Genomic DNA, 17,150 nt, shown 5'->3' with positions numbered 1-17,150 from the left:
CGCGCCGCCCGGGCGAGCCGAAAAATCCGGATTACGTTGCCTTGTCCGAATCGCCGTCGCCCATGACCAGCGCGCGCAGCCCGTTCATCGAGGCGTCGAGAACGCTCTCGGCCGCCCGACGCACGATGAACGCGGGCATGGGCCGGCCGGGTTCGACGGTGACGTCGAAACGCACCCGGGTCCGGTCGATCCCTTCGGGTTTGAGGGTGTACTCGACGTGCTGCCCATGCTGCTGGGAGGTTCCCTTGGCGTCGTAGACAACCCAATCGGGGCCCCAGTGATATTCCAGGACTTCCTTGTCGACCAACCCGAGAATCTTGATGGTGGTTTTGACGTGGTGCGGCCGGCCATCGGGATACCGGTCGATCACTTCGATGTTTTTGTGCAGCGGCGACCACGACGACAGGACGCCGACATCTGTCAGCGCTTCCATGACCACTTCTGGCGGCGCGTTGACGACAAATTCCCGTGATGCTTTTACGGCCACTGAGGATCAACTTAGCAACGCCGGCCCCGATACGGACCGATTCGCCGTAAACAGTTTCCTACCAGTTGATTTCGCTGAGCGGCGTGGTCGCCGCCGGGGGCGGCCCGACCGGGCCGGCCGGGGTCCGCGAAAAGCGTGGGGCGGGTCCGGCCTGATCGGCGCCGTGGGCGGTGATCACCGTGGACCGCGCCCGCAGGTGCTCATCGGCGGCGGCCTCGCTCCACGTCAGCACCGGGGTGACGCACGCGTCGGTGCCGGCAAAGGTCTGTGCCCATTCGTCGCGAGTCCGGCCGGCGAATCGCTGGGTGAAGACCTCGCGCATCCGCGGGTAGGAGGCCCTGTCGTGTTGGGCGGGCACGTCGTCAGGTGACAGGCCGAGCCCCGCGAGCAACGCCGCGAAGAATTGTGGCTCGATGGCGCCGACGGCGACGTATTGTCCGTCGGCGGTCTCGTAGCACCCGTAGAACGGGGCGCCGCCATCGAGCAGGAACGATTCGCGCCGGTCCGGCAGTGCGCCAGTGGACTTCATCGTCCACATCATCTGGGCCAGCAGGCTGACCCCGTCGACCATCGCCGCGTCGATCACCTGCCCCGTGCCCGAGCGTTCCCGCTCGTACAGGGCGGCCGCGATGCCGATCACCACCAGCATCGACCCACCGCCGAAGTCTGCGACCAGATTCAGCGGCGGCATCGGTGGCCGGTCGGCGTAGCCCAGCGCCGACAGCGCACCGGTCTGGGACAGGTAGTTGATGTCGTGACCGGCGGTCGGCGCCAGGGGTCCGTCCTGTCCCCAGCCGGTCATCCGCGCGTAGATCAGCCGCGGGTTGACCGCCGCGCAGTCGTCCGGCCCGATGCCGAGTCGCTCGCAGGTGCCGGGACGGAAGCAGTCCAGCAGCACGTCGGCCTTGCCCGCCAGCTCCAGCAGCGTCTGCGGCTGCGTCTTGACGTCGAGGTCGACGATTCGCTTGCCCCGGTGCAGCAGATCGCGGTCTTCGGCCGGCATCGTCGCGACCGCTTGGTGCCGACCCGCTTCGCCCGGCTGCGCCGAGCCTGCCATCGGCACGCCGCCGGGGCGGCGCACCCGCACCACGTCGGCACCCAGATCGGCGAGCAGCATTCCCGCGTGCGGCCCCGGTCCGATGCCGCCGAGTTCGATGACTCGCACCCCGGTCAGTGGGCCGCCCCCGCTCACGGCGGCTACTTGCCCTTCTTGACCTGGAGCACCCGCTCGCGCAGCGCCTTGGTCGCCGAATCGATCGTTCCCTTCACGGCGCGCTTGAGCACGAAGCCCGGCAGCGGCACGTTCGGGTCGGCGAGAAGCTCGAACTTGACCAGTGTGCCGTCGTCTTGCGGCACCAGGGTGTACTTCCCGTCCTGCGCCTTCTGCTGCGAGGAGCTGACCAGCTTCCAGCTGACCACGTTGTCGCCCCACGTGTAGGCGATCACCTGTTCGTCGGTGATCCCGGCGACCTTGACCTTCATCTTCACTTGGCGGGGGCGCCCGTCGTCGCCGGTGTCGAGGATCACCGCACTCTGATGCGGCTCCGACCATTCGGGCATCGCTTCGAAGTCGGCGATGACGTCCAGGATCTCCTCCGGACTGGCTTCGATGACGATGTCGCGGGATTCTCTGAGTGCCATGGCCCGCACGATACTGGCCTGGCGTCTCACCCGGAACGGATTGGACCGAGCGTACCGTCGTGCCTGTGACTGATGCCGCGACCGATCCCGCATACACCGTCGGTGACTATCTGTTGGACCGTCTCGCCGAGCTCGGCGTCTCGGAGATCTTCGGCGTCCCCGGCGATTACAACCTGGAATTCCTCGACCACATCATCGCCCACCCCAGCATCCGCTGGGTCGGCAACGCCAACGAGCTGAACGCCGGCTACGCCGCCGACGGGTACGGGCGGCTACGCGGAATGTCGGCATTGGTAACGACTTTCGGCGTCGGCGAGCTCTCCGCGGCCAACGCGGTCGCGGGCAGCTACGCCGAGCAGGTACCCGTCGTACACATCGTCGGCGGCCCGTCCAAGGACGCCCAGGGCACCCGCCGGGCGCTGCACCATTCGCTCGGCGACGGGGACTTCGAGCACTTCTTCCGGGTCAGCCGCGAAATCACCTGCGCCCAAGCCAATCTCATGCCCGCGACGGCCCGCCGCGAGATCGACCGGGTGCTGTCCGAGGTGCGAGAGCAGAAGCGCCCCGGCTACATCCTGCTGTCCACCGACGTAGCCCGCTTCCCCACCGAGCCGCCCGAGGCGCCGCTGCCCCGCTACACCGGTGGCACCAGTCCCCGCGCCCTGGCGATGTTCGTCGAGGCCGCGGCCGAACTCATCGGCGACCACCAGATCACCGTGCTCGCAGACCTGCTGGTGCACCGGCTGCAGGCGATCAAGGAACTCGAGGCGCTGCTGGCCGCCGACGTGGTGCCGCACGCCACGTTGATGTGGGGAAAGAGTCTGCTCGACGAGAGCTCACCCAACTTCCTGGGCATCTACGCCGGGTCCGCCAGCGCGCCGGCGGTGCGCAACGCGATCGAAGAGGCACCCGTGTTGGTCACCGCCGGCGTGGTCTTCACCGACATGGTCAGCGGCTTCTTCAGCCAGCGCATCGACCCGGCCCGGACCATCGATGTCGGCCAGTATCAGAGCAGTGTGGCCGGAGAAGTCTTCGCGCCGTTGGAGATGGATGCCGCGCTCGAGGCGCTGGCCACCATCCTGATCCGGCGCGGAATCTCGTCGCCGCCGGTGGTGTCGCCGCCGGCCGAGCCGCTGCCGCCGCCCCCGCCGCGCGACCAGCCGCTCACCCAGAAGATGTTGTGGGACCGCCTGTGCGTGGCCCTGACACCGGGCAACGTGGTGCTTGCGGACCAGGGCACCTCCTTCTACGGCATGGCCGACCATCGGCTGCCGCAGGGCGTGACCTTCATCGGTCAACCACTATGGGGCTCAATCGGTTACACGTTGCCCGCTGCGCTCGGGGCGGCGGTGGCGCATCCTGACCGCAGAATAGTGTTGATCATCGGTGACGGCGCCGCACAGCTGACGGTCCAAGAGTTGGGCGCATTCTCACGCGAGGGGCGGTCGCCCGTCATCGTGGTGGTCAACAACGATGGCTACACCATCGAACGGGCGATCCACGGCGAGACCGCGCCGTACAACGACATCGTCAATTGGAAGTGGACGGACGTGCCCCGCGCGCTGGGGGTTACCGACCATCTGGCGTTCCGGGTCCAGACCTACGGCGAACTCGACGACGCGCTGACCGCCGCGGCGGAACATCAGGACCGCATGGTGTTCGTCGAGGTGGTGTTGCCGCGGCTCGAAATCCCCAACCTGCTGGTCGAACTCGTCCAACCGACGTCACCGGACGGCAGTCCGCGACGCTGACGCTCTAGCGCGAGTTCGGCGTCCGATCCGCACTGGACGACCGCAGGATGGCCTGCACCGTCCGCCGGCAGCGACCGCAATCGGCGCCCGCACCGCACGCCTTGGCAACTTCCTTCGTCGTCGACGCCCCGCACGAAACGGCCTCCGTCACGGTCTGACTGGTGATTCCATTACACAGGCACACGAACAACGGCGAATCCTCAGTCCGCCTCGATGCGCATCATGTCGAAGAATCGGCCGACGAACAACGGCGGGTAGGCACCGATGCCCGCCCCGGACATCCACTGCGCCGCGGCATCGGGATGGTCGATCCACTCCCGGGCGCTGTCTTCGTCGGGGAACTCCTGCAAGATCAGCACTTCGTGGTCGTCGTCGAAAGCCTGGAATACCCACGTCTTTCGGATTCCGGCCGTGGTGAATCTGTCGATCGCCGTGCTGACTTCGGAGGTCAGTAGGGATACGTCGTTGACGGACGCGATGGCGGCGACCACGACGCCCGGTGCCGCCGGGTTTTTCGGTGGCTGCGCGATGAACCTTTCGACGATCTCGCCGGCGAAGACGGCGGGGATGTCTTCGACGCCGGCCTCGTCGAACCAATCGAAGAAGACGCGGGAGCGCAGCAGCTCCACGATCGGCTCACGGCTGTGCACGCCGATCATCACCAACACCCGACCGTGGTCGTGGGTCGAGGTGTAGACCAGCACGTGATGCGCGCCGATATCGGCGAGGGCGGCCTTGTTGCGTTCCAGCAGCGGCCACACCCGGGTGGGATCGGGGACGCGGTAGTCCGAGGCGATGACCATCGAGTGGATATCGCCGTTGTTCATCGGAGTTGGTCCTTCATCACTTTCCCCGTCGCGTTGAGTGGGAGTGAATTGAGGAACTCTACCGTGCGCGGCACCTTGAAACCGGCCATCCGGTCGCGACACCAGCCGATCAATTCGTCGGCGCTGACGTCGCCCTTACGGACCACGAACGCTTTTCCGACCTGGCCCATCCGCTCGTCGGGGACGCCGATGACGGCCGCCTGCGCGACGGCGGGGTGGTTGAGCAGGAAGCCCTCGATCTCGGCCGGGTAGGCGTTGAAGCCGCCGACGATGAACATGTCCTTTTTCCGGCCGACGATGCGCAGCCGCCCGGTATCGGTGAAGTCGCCCAGATCTCCGGTGTGCAGCCAGCCCTCGTCGTCGATCGCCTGGGCGGTGGCCTCCGGTTCGTCCAGATAGCCCTTCATGACCCCGTAGCCGCGGACCAGCACCTCGCCGTCGTCGGCGATGCGCACCTCGACCCCGTCGCACGGCACGCCTGCGGTGGTGGCGACATCCTCGAAGGAATCGCCGGGCAGCGAGAGGGTGACGTTGCCGGCCTCGGTGAGCCCGTAACCCGTCATCAGCGTCTGGAACGGCAGTTCGTCGTGGATGCGACGGATCAGCTCGACGGGGATGTCGGCGGCGCCGGTCACCCCCGCACGCAATGACGACAGCCCGGACTTGTCCTGCACCGTCAGCAACGAGTGATACAGCGTCGGCGGTCCGGGAAGCATCGTGATGCGTTCGCGTTCAATGAGATCCACCACCGTCTCGACGTCGAACACCGCGACGGGCAGCATCGTGGCACCGCGCAGGAAAGACGTGACGAGACCTGCCTTCAGCCCGAAGGTGTGGAAGTACGGGTTGATCTGCAAATAGCGGTCGCCCTCGCGCAGGTCCGCAAGGGTCGCCCACTCCTCATACATGCGCAACGTTTGACCGTGGCTCAGCATCGCGCCCTTGGGGCGCCCGGTCGTGCCCGACGTGAAGATGATGTCCGAGGTGTCGGTGCCGCTCACCGGTCGCTCGAATGGTGAACCGCTGGACAGGAAGTCGGACTTCAGGTCGATGACCGGCACGCCGGCGGGCGCGGTGTAATCCTGGTCCAGAAAGCCCTTTTGGACCAGGACGGCCTTCACCTTGCTGCGGACGATGATGTCGCCGGCTTCCTCGGTCTTGAACCGCGTGTTGACCGGGACGAGCACGCCACCCGCGGTGAGCAAGCCGAACGCCGCGATGATCCACTCGGCCGAATTGGGCGCCCAGATTGCGACCCGGTCACCCTTGTCCACGCCGAGGTCGGCGAAGGCGCCTGCGGCGCAACGGATTCGCTCGACGACCTGCCTGAAAGTCAAGCGCAGCGGACCGTCGACGACTGCTTCCGCGTCGCCGAACCGGTCCGCCGCGCTCGAGACCATCTCGGGGATGGTCTGCCAAGCGGGGGCCGCTGTCACACCGTGACGAGCCGACCGAGGTTGCCGCCCATGATTTTTGCCTGATCCTCAGCGGACAGGTGCGACAGCGCGTTGACGTAGAACGTTGGCTCCGCCAGGCCCTCGGGGTGCGGCCAGTCCGAGCCGTACAGCACCTGATCCACACCGACGAGGTTGACAAGATCGTCGATGCCGTCCTCGAAGAACGGGCTGACGTGGATTCGGTTCTTCACCATCTCGACGGGGTCGCTCGGGAAGGCCTCCGGGGCCTTCCGGAAGACCTCGGCCAGACCGTCCAGCAGCGGCGTCATCCACTTCGAACCGGCCTCGACGATCGCGACCTTCAGCTTCGGGTGGCGGTACAGCGCGCCGTGAATCACCCATGACCCCACCGCGTCCTGGATCGGCCGCCACTCGTTGAGGATGCCCATCGCATTGGTCTGGAACGGCAGCATCTCCTGGTCGGCGCCGTCCCACTCGGAGGTGTAGCGGGAATAGCCGCTGTCGCTGGAGTGCATCCCGACCAGCAGGTCGTGCTCGACGACCCGCTCCCAGAACGGGTCGAACTCCGGCAGCGCGAAGGACCGCGGACCGCGGAAGCCGGGCACCGGCGCCGGGCGGACCAGGATGCAACGCGCACCGCGCTTGACCGCCCATTCCAGCTCCTCGATCGCCTTCTCGACGATCGGCAGGGTGATCACCGGGGTGGTGAAGATCCGGTTCTGGTAGTTGAAGCCCCACACCTCGTCGAGCCATTCGTTCAGCGCATGGACCAGGACGTGGATGGCGACCGGGTCGTCGCGCAGCCGCTCCTCGAGCAGGCTGGCCAGCGTCGGGAACATCAGGGTGCGGTCCAGGCCCAGCTCGTTCATCTTCTCGAGGCGCGGGCCGGGCTCGAAGAACGCCGGGATCGCGCGCATCGGCTCACCGAACAGCTCGCGCTTGGTCTTCCCGTCCGGGTTGCCGAACTTGAAGTACTCCTCCCAGGCGCCCGGCCGGGCGACGACCTCGAAAGTCGGGTTGGGAATGTAGTTGCTGATCTGCCCCCGGATCGCGATCTTCGTCCGCCCGTTGACCTGCACGTACTGGACGAAGTCCTTGTACTCCTTGGGCAGGAACTTGGTCAGAGCTTCCGGCGGCTCGTATAGATGGTTATCCGCGTCAAAGATTGGAAACGGGACGTCTTCCCGGTGCGACAACTGCCCCATGAAATCCTCCTTCTTGATTTGTGAGAATACTATTCTCTACAGGCGCCTAATCGCAACGTGGCCCCGCCGAACCCCGGTTCGACGTGGTCAGCACGACACGACGATCTTGTAGGTGGCGTCGGCCGGTTCACCGGGTTTGTCGGTTCTGTAACCGTTGGCGGTGCCGGAGACGCTGAATTTGTCGCCCGTCATGTTCATGTCCGCGCTGCCGCCATCGCCCCGCGAGTACATGCCGCTGAAGCCACCCAGGTTTTGGATGTGTACAGACTCGACTGTCGCCGGTTGCGCGCTCTCGTCGATGACGAGTTTGGCGCCGGCAAAGTTGCCGCCGATTTCGATCGTCCGACTCCACTCCCGCTGGCCGCACTTCACGATGTGGAAGTTCCGGTCGTTACCGTTCACGGTGACTGACGCCGTGCTGGCGATTTGGGTTGGTGGCCGCGACGTGCACGCGCCAACCAAAGCCACGGTCAAGACCGCCGCGACCGCCACGATTCGGTTCCGCATGGGGTCACCTCCATCCTCGCTGACGAAAGTTCTTTAGCCTGCAGCGATGATGTTATTCTCGCGAAAAGAGAATGCCAATATCGGGTTCCTGTCGAGGAGCGATTACACACATGGTGGACCTGGAGATCGACGACGGGTTGGCGGTGGTCACCATCGACCGCCCACACGCGCGCAACGCCATCGGCCTGGACACCATGGACCAGTTGGAGAAGGCGCTCGACGCGGCGGCCGGCGCGCAGGCGCTGGTGATCAAGGGTGCCGGGGACAAAGCATTCGTCTCCGGCGGCGACCTCAAGGAATTGAGCGCGCTGCGGACCGAGGAGGACGCCGCGGCCATGGCCCGGCGGATGCGGTCCATCTGTGATCAGCTGGCCGATTTCCCCGCTCCGGTCATCGCCGCGCTCAACGGCCACGCGTTCGGCGGCGGGGCCGAAGTCGCCGTCGCCGCCGACATCCGCGTGGCCGCCGACGACGTCAAGATCGCCTTCAACCAGGTGCAGCTCGAGATCATGCCGGCCTGGGGCGGAGCCGAGCGGCTGGCCGCGCTGGTCGGCAAGAGCAAGGCGCTGCTGTTGGCCGGCTCGGGAACCGCACTTACCGCGGTCGATGCCGAACGCATCGGCTTGGTGGATCAGGTCGTGCCCCGCGGCGCGTTCGACTCGCCCGACCATGGCTGGCGGGCCGTCGCACGCTCGCTGGCACGCCTGCCGGCGACCGAGATAAAGCGGGTAATCCGCGGAGTTTCTCCGGAGGAGGCGATAGCATCCTTCGCACGGTTATGGGTTGCCGACCCGCACTGGCAGGCCGCAGAACGGGTGATGAACCGCAACGCCAAACCGCGCCCGGCAGCCGGAGGAGCATCATGACCACGATGAAGACAGTGATGGGCGTCAGCTCCATCGTGTCGTTGGCTTCGCTACTGGCAGCAGGTCTGCTGGTGGGAAGCGGGCGGGCGCATGCCGATGATCCGGTCATGCATCACGTCAGATACACCGTCAGCGCGCAGAATCCGATCTATACCAGCATCTATTACCTGGACCATCAGCCGGACAAGTTTTCCGACTACAGCCACAACCCCTACTCGTTCACACCGCACGTCGACATCGACCTCGCCCCGGGCAAGCCGTGGGGCTTCGATTTGGACATGTCGGACCCCGACCATTACGCGATGGTCGTGGCGAGCACGGGCACGGAGCCCGGCACGCCGGGGCTTCACTGTGATCTGGCGGTAGACGGCGCCGTCGTCGTGTCCAAGGACGGCCCCAAAGGCGTGCTCTGCTCGCTGCGGAACTGGTGAACCAGCCAGGTCTCCGGCACACCTTCGATCGGCTGCGGTTCGCCTTCCAGGCGGCGCAGGTAGTTCTCCACCAACTCCACCGTCTCGGCATGGCCGGCGGACATGCCGATCGCCTGCTCGAGCACCAGGAAGCGCGACAGGCTGCTCATCAGCACCGTCCACACCACCGGAGGGATCTCGATGTCCTGGCCCTCGTCTTGAATCCTGGACCCGTAGCGCTCCAACGCCGTGGCCACCGCTTGGCGCTGCTCTTCGCGGAAGCGCTCTGCGTAGTAAGCGATTTCGGCCCGCATGTCCTTGCGGTGATTGGCCAGTGCCATGAATTCCATGGAAATCCGCGTGAACGCGGGATCGGTGCCGAATCGCCACAGCGCCCACAGCGGCTGTGGCAACTGCAGCATTTGCGCGTGCGCCTCGAGCGCCTCTTCGGCCCGGCGCCGAAAGACTTCCAGGAACAGCTCTTCCATGGTGCGGAAGTAATAGTGCACCAATTGAGGCTTCAGCCCGGCCTTGTTCGCCAGGCGCCGCGACGTCACCGCCGCATAGCCCTCTTCGAGCATCAGCTGTTCGGCGGCATCGAGCAACAACACGCGGTTTTTCGCGTCCGGCGCCCCGATTCTGCGGGCCGATGTCATGTCCCTGCTCCGTACTGTGTGCCATCCCGTGCCGACCCCACGGATCGTATCGTGGCGCGGTGTTGCGACCTTGACCCTGACATTACCGCCATGCTAAGCAGGTGCTCAGCACATTTTCGATCTCGAAATCGGGCGGCCGTAGCGATGTGCCGCCGAACACCACCGGTAAACCCAGCCCAGGGAGACGCAATCCGATGAGCACCTTCGACTCGATCGACTTCTTCACCGATCCGTCACTGGTCCCAGATCCGCACCCGTACTTCGACTACCTGCGCAGTCAGAACCCGGTGCTGCGCCTGCCGCACTACGGCGTCGTCGCGGTCACCGGTTACGACGAAGCCTGCGAGATCTACAAGGACCCGGACACCTTCTCCAACATCGTCGCGCTCGGCGGGCCGTTCCCGCCGCTCCCGTTCACGCCCGAAGGCGACGACATCAGCCCGCAGATCGATGCGCACCGCAGCTCCTTCCCCATGTTCGAGCACATGGTCACCATGGACCCGCCGGACCACACCAAGGCCCGATCGGTGCTCGCCAAGCTGCTGACCCCGAGCCGGCTGAAGCAGAACGAGGAGTTCATGTGGCGCCTCGCCGACCGTCAGCTCGACGAGTTCCTCGGCATCGGTGAGTGCGAATTCATCGCCGAATACTCCAAGCCGTTCGCCACTTTGGTGATCGCCGACCTGCTCGGCGTTCCGGAGGAAGACCACAAGGAGTTCCGCACCGTCTTGGGCGCCGACCGGCCCGGCGCGCGGGTGGGCGCCCTGGATCATGAGTCGGTGGGCATCAACCCCCTCGAATGGCTCGACGACAAGTTCTGTAACTACATCGAGGATCGGCGCCGCGAACCCCGCGCCGACGTGCTGACGTTCCTGGCCGAAGCGAAGTACCCGGACGGCTCGACACCCCCGGTGATCGAGGTCGTCCGCTCGGCGACGTTCCTGTTCGCCGCCGGCCAGGAGACCACGGCGAAGCTGCTCAGCGCCGCCTTGCAGGTGCTGGGCGACCGGCCCGACATCCAGCAACAGTTGCGCGACGACCGCAGCCTGATACCCGGGTTCATCGAGGAATCGCTGCGGATGGACAGCCCCGTCAAGAGCGACTCGCGGCTGGCACGCAAGGCAACCACCATCGGCGGTGTCGACATCCCCGCCGGCACCGTGGTGATGATCCTGCCGGGCGCGGCCAACCGCGACCCCCGCCGCTTCGAGAATCCGCACGAGTTCGACCTGCGCCGCAAGAACGTCCGCGAACACATGGCGTTCGCCCGTGGTGTGCACTCCTGCCCCGGCGGCCCACTCGCCCGTGTCGAAGGCCGTGTCTCGATCGAGCGGATCCTGGACCGGATGCCGCACATCGAGATCAACGAAGCCCATCACGGGCCGGCCACCGAGCGTCGCTACAACTACGAGCCGACGTACATCCTGCGCGGCCTGAGCGAACTGCACCTGTCGTTCACCACTGCGGACGCGATCGCCCCGGTGGCTTAGGCCTTTTCGCTCGCGGGCGCTACCGGACCTGCATCCCGACGAAGTAACAGCCGAGCAAGACGACGGCGATCAACACCACCCACGCGTCGGTGAGTCGGCACAGCAGGACCGGGGCGTTTCGCACCTCCATGAACTCGCGAAAGATGATGCGCACCTTGACCAGTGCGATGACGATGACGCTCGACGTGACCACAGCGCTGGATTTCAGCGCCCCGCCGACCGAGCGGTCTATCCACAGATAAGCCAGCGTCAGGGCGGCCAAGATCGTCCAGACAAACAGCAATCTCTTGTTGAATCTGATTCCGATCACCTCACCACGTAGAGCAGCGCAAAGATGAGCACCCATAGGAAATCGACGGTGTGCCAATATGTTGCGCCGGTTTCGATGATTTCCTGGGAGCGCCGGGCCGGACTCAAGAGTTGGTAGACGATGACGCCGAGGACGACGAAGCCGATCAGCAGGTGGACGAAGTGGATCCCGGTGAGGAAGAAATAGAACGTGAAGAAGTCGTTGCGCTCTATGCCATTTCCGGCCTGGACCAACCGGGCCCACTCGAACACCTTGAAAAACAGGAACATCACCGCGAACGCTGCCGTGATGAAGACGTCCCTGAGAGCCGCCCCATAGGCGCCGGCGCGGGCCGACTGCACACACCGCGCCACCGACCATGAGCTGAGTAGCAGAACCAGAGTGTTGAAGACTCCGACGCGCAGGTCCAGGTGAGCCTGCGAGTGCAGGAAAAGCTCGGGATTGCGGCCCCGGGAGAACAGGTAGAAGCCGAAATATGCGGTGAATACCAGGGTCTCGAACAATACGAAGGCCCACATGTCGGGTTGGCCCGGCACGGCCCTTACGCGTCCGCGCCGGTCGGCTAGGTCGGTCACTGCGCGACCGCCTTCTTTCGCGGCAGGCCCGGCAGCTCACCGGTCCCGAAGTCTTCGCGGCGGATCATCTGAAACAGCATGACGATGAACGTGACTTGGTAGATGCCGAACACGACCATGTCCAGCCACCAAGCGATCTCGCCATCCCACGCGAACACCCCACGCCGGAAGATCCAGCAGGGCGCCACGACGACTTCGGTCAGCGCGTTGCACAGGTTGAGATAGCCGAACCACTTGGGGAAGACGCGGTTCTTGTCGAGCAGGATCGCCACCATCCAGATCAGCGAGCCGATCAGGAACACTCCCATAGTCCCGTCGAAAGACAAGAAGGCGAAGTCATAAAGCCAACCGATCACTCGGGGGTCGCGGTCCGGTCGCAGCGTGCCGACGATCAGCGCGATGTTGAGCAGCAGCATGCCGGGAACCGCGCTGAGCGAGTAGATGAGCAGATACGAGTATGCGAATGCGCGGCTGACGGACATGCGCCGCATGGAATACGCGATGAGGGCATTGTTGACCGCGATCATGCCGCTGATGGCGAAGATGACGCCGAAGCCGACGGGTATGCCGAGGTGACGTTCGGCGAACCAGTGTGCCTGCGTCGCGAGGTCCCAGGTGGGCTCCGGCGGCGGCTGGACTTGGGCCACGATGAAGAACATCGGGAAGAACAGGCCGTAGAACACCATGAGGATCCCCCACGCCAGCCACAGCTCTCGCTTGGGGTCGCGCCGCAGGTGCCAACCGATACGGTGATGCAGTGGGCCCGCGGGCGGCGTTGCGGGGGACGTCGGCGGGGTGATCACCGCACTCATGCGGTGACCAGTTCTTCTGGGCGCCTGCGGTTCTCGGCACGCTCGCGATAAACGGCTTGGCCCAGGACAACGCCCATCACGATGATCCAGATGGCAATGGCAATATTCTTTACCCAGAACGACAGCAAGCCGTCCCAGGCCAGCGGTCCGGTCAACGACACGCCGACGAAGGACGCCGGCACCAGCGCGGCCCCCACGACAAGATTGAAGTAGGCCACCCAACGGTTGAACACCGGGCGGGACGGATCATCGAAAAAGATTGCCAGGGCCAAGATTACGCATTGCCCGATGAAAAACGGGACCAGGATGGTGAAGGTGACCCAGCCGAGATCGTTGAGCAGCTGCGTCAGCTCGGGGCTGCGCTCGGGCCGAAAGGCTGCCAGCAGCCAGCAGACATCGGCGACAAGAAACAGCGTCGGACCGCCGGCCGCACACCCAAGCATGGCGTAGGAGAAGATCGGCGTCCGATGCGCCATGCGGCGGATCTGCAGCACGATCAGGGCCAGGATCGGCACCAGGCACACCCCGAACCAGTTGAACAGGATCATGCTGGAACGGATCTGAGGAATGTGCGCGGGATCGCGGTAGAACGCGGCCACCTGCTCCGCCGGCATCGTGGGTGACATCGGCGGGTTGAAACCCGGGAACAGGAAGAAGGAGGCGATCCACAGGATCAGCGCCGCCGGCAATGTCCAGAGCAGGATCAGCTCGCCATCGGTCCGCCGCGAGACGGTTCGTGCAGATTGGTTACCGCGTGCATCGTTCGCGCCGACGTCGGACATCGGTACTCCTTCCTCGCACAAAATCGCCGCCGAAACTCGGCTAGTGAGCGAAGCTAGCCGATCGGCTAGCCAGGGTCAATAGCGTCGTCTAGTCTCGGTGCGTGGGAACAGCACGCCAGCCGGTCATCGGTGAGCAATTCTGGCTCATCGAGCACAGCCCGGCCCGGACGCGGGTACTCGACGCCGCGCTGGATCTGATCGCCACACACGGCGTCAGCGGTACGTCGCTGCAGAGGATCGCCGACGCCGTTGGGATCACGAAAGCCGCTGTCTACCATCAATTCCGGACCAAAGAGCAGATCGTCATCGCCGTGACCGAGCGCGAACTAGGTCGGCTTGAGCCCGCACTCGAGGAGGCCGAAGCCTACGACGACGGTCCTGCGGCACGGGATGCGTTGTTGGTACGTGTGGTTGAGATGGCCGTTCGCGATCGCCGGTTGGTGCGCACGCTGCAGTTCGATCCCGTTGTCGTCCGGTTGCTGGCCGAGCACAAGCCATTTCAACTTTTCATGGACCGTCTGTACCGGGTCCTGTTGAGCGATGCGGGGCTGGACGGGCGGATCGAGGCCGCCATGTTCTCTGGCGCCCTCAGCACCGCAGTCATGCATCCGCTGGTAGCCGACATCGACGACGAGACCTTGCTCGAACGGGTCACCGATTTGAGCCGGCGCCTGCTCGGTCTTCCGCGACAGACCCCCGAGTGACCGCTACGTGTCGGCGCGGACCCAGCTCGATATGCCGTCGTGAGCAATACAGATCAGGAACAGACCATCGGGCGACTGCGCGACGTAGTTCAGATAGTTCTGGCAGTCGGCGTTCTCGTCCTTGACTCCCGCCATCGGCGGTGAGCGGAACCATCGGGGCTGGTATCGCCTCGGCGAGCCGCAGAACATCAGCCGTCCTGGCTCCGAGGCGAAGGAAACGTATCCGTCGGCGACACCGAAGGCGTAGTAGGTGGTGTTGTCACACGGCGCACCGAGAACCTGATGAGGCATGATGCCCGGGGTGCAGGCAGGGTAGTCGCAGACGCTCGGCCCGGCCGAGGCTTGCGGCGCCGCCACCAAACCCGCACCGAGCAACGCGGCAACCAGAGCCACGAATGATCGCACCCGATTACTCTGCCACACCTGAAAAGAAAATTCTCCTGGTTGGAGAAGATCACCTGGACGGAACGGTGCCCGGCGCCGGACCATCCCGAACGCCACTGCGCCCCGTTACCCGGCGAGCGAGTATTCCCGCATGTAGGGGCGACGAGGGCAGCCGTCCGACGACGGCGTTGAGCCCAGGTCGGAGTGATAAGCTGCTTCTCCGTGCACGATCCGGAGGGGGCCAACGCCAACGATTCTGGTGACCCGAGGGATGTGACCGATCCCGACGAACCACAGTCAAGCGCAGGGGCCGACGGCGGCGACGGAGCGGCCGCGTCCGAAGCCGACCCAGAAGACGAAGTTGCCAAGGCCGAAGCGCGCGCCGAGGCGGCCCGGCAACGCCTCTTAAGCCTGCGCGGGGCAGCCGAAACCGGGGGCGTGGACGACGACGCCCAAGATGTCGAGCAGCGCCTCGCGAAGCGGATCCGGAAGCGGCTGCGCTTGCGGGGTCGTGGGCGACCACGGTGGCTCCGGCGCCCGGGACGCAAAACCGTGGCTGTCGGCGTCGGCATCGTGCTCGCCTCCGCTTCTCTTGCCGCGAGCGGCTACATGGTGTGGCAGCACCGCACCGCGGTGCATAATCGCCAACTCGCCCCGGAGTTCAGTGCGGCCGCCCGGCAAGGGATCACGGCACTGATGTCGATCGACCCCGATCATGCCAAGGAGGATGTCCAGCGCGCGATCGATGCCTCCACGGGCGACCAGAAGAACCAGCTATCCGTGCTGTCGACCCTGATAGTCAATAAGGCCGAGGAGACGAAGGTCGGCAACAAGGTCACCATCGAAGCCGTCGCCGTCGAGTCGTTGAGCGACAATTCGGGAGTCGTGCTTGTGGCGGCGAAAACCGATCCCTTTGGGCCGGATAACGCCAAACCGCCACCGGCCTTGTTTCGGCTCAGCGTCAATATGGACCGCGACGGCGGCCAGCTCAAGATGTCGAAAGTTGATTTCCTGCAATGACAGTCGAGGATGGCTCGTCGCCGGACGGCACGGAAAAGGCGATTGACGGTGCCCAGACTTCAACCGCCGACGAGGACGGGACGCCACCCGCTACCGAGCGATCGACACGCTTGCGCCGGCTGGCCGCGATTCGGCGCCGGGCCCTCCGCTATTTGGCAAGGTGGCGTTCGATCGTCGCGACAACGCTGGTTGTTGCCGCCGTGGCGGTCGCTGCGGGCGTGTACTTCATCCTGTACCGGCCGGATCAGCAGGTCGGTGACGCGGCGGCGCGCCGGGCAATCCGGGCGGCGTCAGATGGTGCCGTGGCGGTGTTGTCTTATTCCTACGACCATTTGAACCGCGATTTCGACAACGCGAAATCACATCTCACCGGCGACTTTCTGGCCTATTACAGCAAATTCTCCGACGAGGTCGTCGCGCCGGTGGCGCAGAAGGGACAACTGACGGCGTCCGCCAAGGTGATTCGGGCCGCAGCCTCGGAATTGCATCCCGAGTCGGCCGTCGTGCTGGTTTTCGTCGACCAGACCACGGCAAGCGTGCAAAAGAAAGATCCCGAGAAGACGCAGAGCAGCGTCCTGGTCACGCTGAAAAAAGTCAACGGTTCCTGGCTGATCGCGAAATTCGACCCGTCCGGATGAGCGCGGCAGATATTGTCCCAACCGTTACCTGGCGGGCCGAAGCGGTGTAACGTCATCGCTCGAGAACGCCGCAATCGACGGCGAAAAGGTGCCATAGGCACCCTCGGATTACGCGCTTCGAGGAGCACCTGATGCGTTCAGTCAAAACACTCACCACCGCAACGCTGGTGGCTGCCACCGCATTCGGCGGTTTGTGCACTGCATCGCCAGCCCAGGCGATAACCAAGGAAGACGTGGCCCTCAACGGGACTTTCCGCGCCACGTCCATTGGCGATTGGGCCCAGCGAAACGATCAGTACTTCGGCGAACCTACGGTCTACCAAGTATGGACCATCAGCTCGTCGTGCGACTCGACCTTGGAATGCCATGGCACGGTGACGAGCGACCAAGGATGGAGCGCGCCCCTATATATGAATGATGGGGAGATGTGGAAGGTGAGACGCGAAGTGCCGAACTGGGAGCGGTGCGAGGACGGCACCGCGTTCCCCGGCCAGCAGCAATTCTTTTTCTTCCCGGTGAACGACAATGGTGGATTCCAAGTCGGGTCGCGGGTCCTCTCGGGCAAGGACAAGACAGTCGGCCCGAGCGGTGCCTGCGGGCAAAACAATTGGCTTGACATCACGATGCCGTTGCGCCTGGACCAGCTCTCCTGACCGGGCGGCCGTAG

General features: G+C 65.0%; 22 protein-coding genes. 8 read left to right on the top strand and 14 right to left on the bottom strand.

Annotated elements, in window-relative coordinates; translation table 11 throughout:
* Positions 1-31 precede the first annotated feature (31 nt).
* Genes A5760_RS16810 through A5760_RS16800 form a run of 3 tightly spaced genes read right to left on the bottom strand, consistent with a single transcriptional unit; the run spans position 32 to position 2,128 of the window.
* Positions 32-487 carry an SRPBCC family protein gene (locus tag A5760_RS16810; protein WP_064882674.1) on the bottom strand — a complete coding sequence of 152 codons (456 nt, stop codon included), beginning with the start codon at positions 485-487 and terminating at the stop codon, positions 32-34.
* Between the two features lie 58 nt (positions 488-545).
* Positions 546-1,679 (bottom strand): CaiB/BaiF CoA transferase family protein, encoded by a 1,134-nt coding sequence (locus A5760_RS16805; protein WP_064882673.1) that lies wholly within the window; start codon positions 1,677-1,679, stop codon positions 546-548.
* Between the two features lie 5 nt (positions 1,680-1,684).
* The gene (locus tag A5760_RS16800) at positions 1,685-2,128 is read right to left on the bottom strand and encodes an SRPBCC family protein (protein ID WP_064882671.1); all 444 of its coding nucleotides are present in this window, start codon (positions 2,126-2,128) and stop codon (positions 1,685-1,687) included.
* 65 nt (positions 2,129-2,193) lie between these two features.
* Here A5760_RS16800 and A5760_RS16795 point away from each other — a divergent pair, with 65 nt between their 5' ends.
* Complete coding sequence (locus A5760_RS16795) at positions 2,194-3,879, top strand: alpha-keto acid decarboxylase family protein (protein ID WP_064882669.1); 1,686 nt, start codon at positions 2,194-2,196, stop codon at positions 3,877-3,879.
* Between the two features lie 4 nt (positions 3,880-3,883).
* On the opposite strand, the gene A5760_RS26210 is transcribed toward A5760_RS16795, so the two are convergent.
* The 5 genes from A5760_RS26210 to A5760_RS16775 all read right to left on the bottom strand — a co-directional run bounded on the left by A5760_RS26210 (position 3,884) and on the right by A5760_RS16775 (position 7,836).
* The gene (locus A5760_RS26210) at positions 3,884-4,069 is read right to left on the bottom strand and encodes a (2Fe-2S)-binding protein (protein ID WP_082279495.1); all 186 of its coding nucleotides are present in this window, start codon (positions 4,067-4,069) and stop codon (positions 3,884-3,886) included.
* 10 nt (positions 4,070-4,079) lie between these two features.
* Positions 4,080-4,706: a hypothetical protein gene (locus A5760_RS16790; protein ID WP_064882667.1), complete on the bottom strand. Its 627-nt coding sequence runs from the start codon at positions 4,704-4,706 to the stop codon at positions 4,080-4,082.
* Positions 4,703-6,106, bottom strand: a complete 1,404-nt coding sequence (locus A5760_RS16785; protein ID WP_064882665.1) for a FadD3 family acyl-CoA ligase — start codon at positions 6,104-6,106, stop codon at positions 4,703-4,705. The genes A5760_RS16790 and A5760_RS16785 overlap by 4 nt, the downstream gene beginning before the upstream one ends.
* Positions 6,107-6,138: 32 nt before the next feature.
* Entirely contained in the window at positions 6,139-7,329 is a 1,191-nt protein-coding gene (locus A5760_RS16780) for an amidohydrolase family protein (RefSeq protein WP_064882663.1), read from the bottom strand.
* An 87-nt stretch (positions 7,330-7,416) separates the two neighbouring features.
* The gene (locus A5760_RS16775) at positions 7,417-7,836 is read right to left on the bottom strand and encodes a lipoprotein LpqH (protein WP_064882661.1); all 420 of its coding nucleotides are present in this window, start codon (positions 7,834-7,836) and stop codon (positions 7,417-7,419) included.
* Positions 7,837-7,946: 110 nt separating this feature from the next.
* On the opposite strand from A5760_RS16775, the gene A5760_RS16770 reads away from it, so the two are divergent.
* Together A5760_RS16770 and A5760_RS16765 are read left to right on the top strand one after the other, a co-directional pair.
* Positions 7,947-8,702 (top strand): enoyl-CoA hydratase/isomerase family protein, encoded by a 756-nt coding sequence (locus tag A5760_RS16770; RefSeq protein WP_064882660.1) that lies wholly within the window; start codon positions 7,947-7,949, stop codon positions 8,700-8,702.
* A gap of 65 nt (positions 8,703-8,767) precedes the next feature.
* Positions 8,768-9,133 (top strand): hypothetical protein, encoded by a 366-nt coding sequence (locus A5760_RS16765; protein ID WP_082279505.1) that lies wholly within the window; start codon positions 8,768-8,770, stop codon positions 9,131-9,133.
* Here the strand turns inward: A5760_RS16765 and A5760_RS16760 are convergent.
* Positions 9,049-9,768, bottom strand: a complete 720-nt coding sequence (locus tag A5760_RS16760) for a TetR/AcrR family transcriptional regulator (RefSeq protein ID WP_064882658.1) — start codon at positions 9,766-9,768, stop codon at positions 9,049-9,051. The genes A5760_RS16765 and A5760_RS16760 overlap by 85 nt on opposite strands.
* A gap of 194 nt (positions 9,769-9,962) precedes the next feature.
* On the opposite strand from A5760_RS16760, the gene A5760_RS16755 reads away from it, so the two are divergent.
* Positions 9,963-11,258, top strand: coding sequence for a cytochrome P450 (locus A5760_RS16755; protein WP_064882657.1), 1,296 nt, complete (start codon positions 9,963-9,965; stop codon positions 11,256-11,258).
* Between the two features lie 19 nt (positions 11,259-11,277).
* Here the strand turns inward: A5760_RS16755 and A5760_RS16750 are convergent, their stop codons facing one another.
* The 4 genes from A5760_RS16750 to A5760_RS16735 are packed head-to-tail and all read right to left on the bottom strand — an operon-like array spanning position 11,278 to position 13,737.
* On the bottom strand, positions 11,278-11,565 hold the full coding sequence (locus tag A5760_RS16750) for a cytochrome C oxidase subunit IV family protein (RefSeq protein ID WP_064882837.1): 288 nt from the start codon (positions 11,563-11,565) through the stop codon (positions 11,278-11,280).
* Positions 11,565-12,086, bottom strand: coding sequence for a cytochrome c oxidase subunit 3 (locus A5760_RS16745; protein WP_419538252.1), 522 nt, complete (start codon positions 12,084-12,086; stop codon positions 11,565-11,567). The genes A5760_RS16750 and A5760_RS16745 overlap by 1 nt, the downstream gene beginning before the upstream one ends.
* A 53-nt stretch (positions 12,087-12,139) precedes the next feature.
* Entirely contained in the window at positions 12,140-12,955 is an 816-nt protein-coding gene (locus tag A5760_RS16740) for a hypothetical protein (RefSeq protein ID WP_064882655.1), read from the bottom strand.
* Positions 12,952-13,737 (bottom strand): hypothetical protein, encoded by a 786-nt coding sequence (locus A5760_RS16735; protein WP_064882651.1) that lies wholly within the window; start codon positions 13,735-13,737, stop codon positions 12,952-12,954. Before A5760_RS16735 ends, A5760_RS16740 begins: the two co-directional genes overlap by 4 nt.
* A gap of 101 nt (positions 13,738-13,838) precedes the next feature.
* On the opposite strand from A5760_RS16735, the gene A5760_RS16730 reads away from it, so the two are divergent.
* Positions 13,839-14,441: a TetR/AcrR family transcriptional regulator gene (locus A5760_RS16730; RefSeq protein WP_064882649.1), complete on the top strand. Its 603-nt coding sequence runs from the start codon at positions 13,839-13,841 to the stop codon at positions 14,439-14,441.
* Positions 14,442-14,444: 3 nt separating this feature from the next.
* Here A5760_RS16730 and A5760_RS16725 read toward each other — a convergent pair whose 3' ends face one another.
* On the bottom strand, positions 14,445-14,834 hold the full coding sequence (locus tag A5760_RS16725; protein WP_064882647.1) for a hypothetical protein: 390 nt from the start codon (positions 14,832-14,834) through the stop codon (positions 14,445-14,447).
* Between the two features lie 213 nt (positions 14,835-15,047).
* Between A5760_RS16725 and A5760_RS16720 the strand changes: the two genes are divergently transcribed.
* The 3 genes from A5760_RS16720 (at position 15,048) to A5760_RS16710 (ending at position 17,136) form a co-directional block, all read left to right on the top strand.
* Complete coding sequence (locus tag A5760_RS16720) at positions 15,048-15,845, top strand: hypothetical protein (protein ID WP_064882646.1); 798 nt, start codon at positions 15,048-15,050, stop codon at positions 15,843-15,845.
* Positions 15,842-16,483, top strand: coding sequence for a hypothetical protein (locus A5760_RS16715; RefSeq protein WP_064882643.1), 642 nt, complete (start codon positions 15,842-15,844; stop codon positions 16,481-16,483). The genes A5760_RS16720 and A5760_RS16715 overlap by 4 nt, the downstream gene beginning before the upstream one ends.
* 131 nt (positions 16,484-16,614) lie before the next feature.
* Positions 16,615-17,136 (top strand): hypothetical protein, encoded by a 522-nt coding sequence (locus A5760_RS16710; protein WP_064882641.1) that lies wholly within the window; start codon positions 16,615-16,617, stop codon positions 17,134-17,136.
* Positions 17,137-17,150 lie beyond the last annotated feature (14 nt).

It is taken from the genome of Mycobacterium colombiense, from assembly GCF_001665835.1.
GTDB lineage: Bacteria > Actinomycetota > Actinomycetes > Mycobacteriales > Mycobacteriaceae > Mycobacterium > Mycobacterium colombiense_A.
This window is presented reverse-complemented; position numbering and strand designations above follow the sequence as displayed.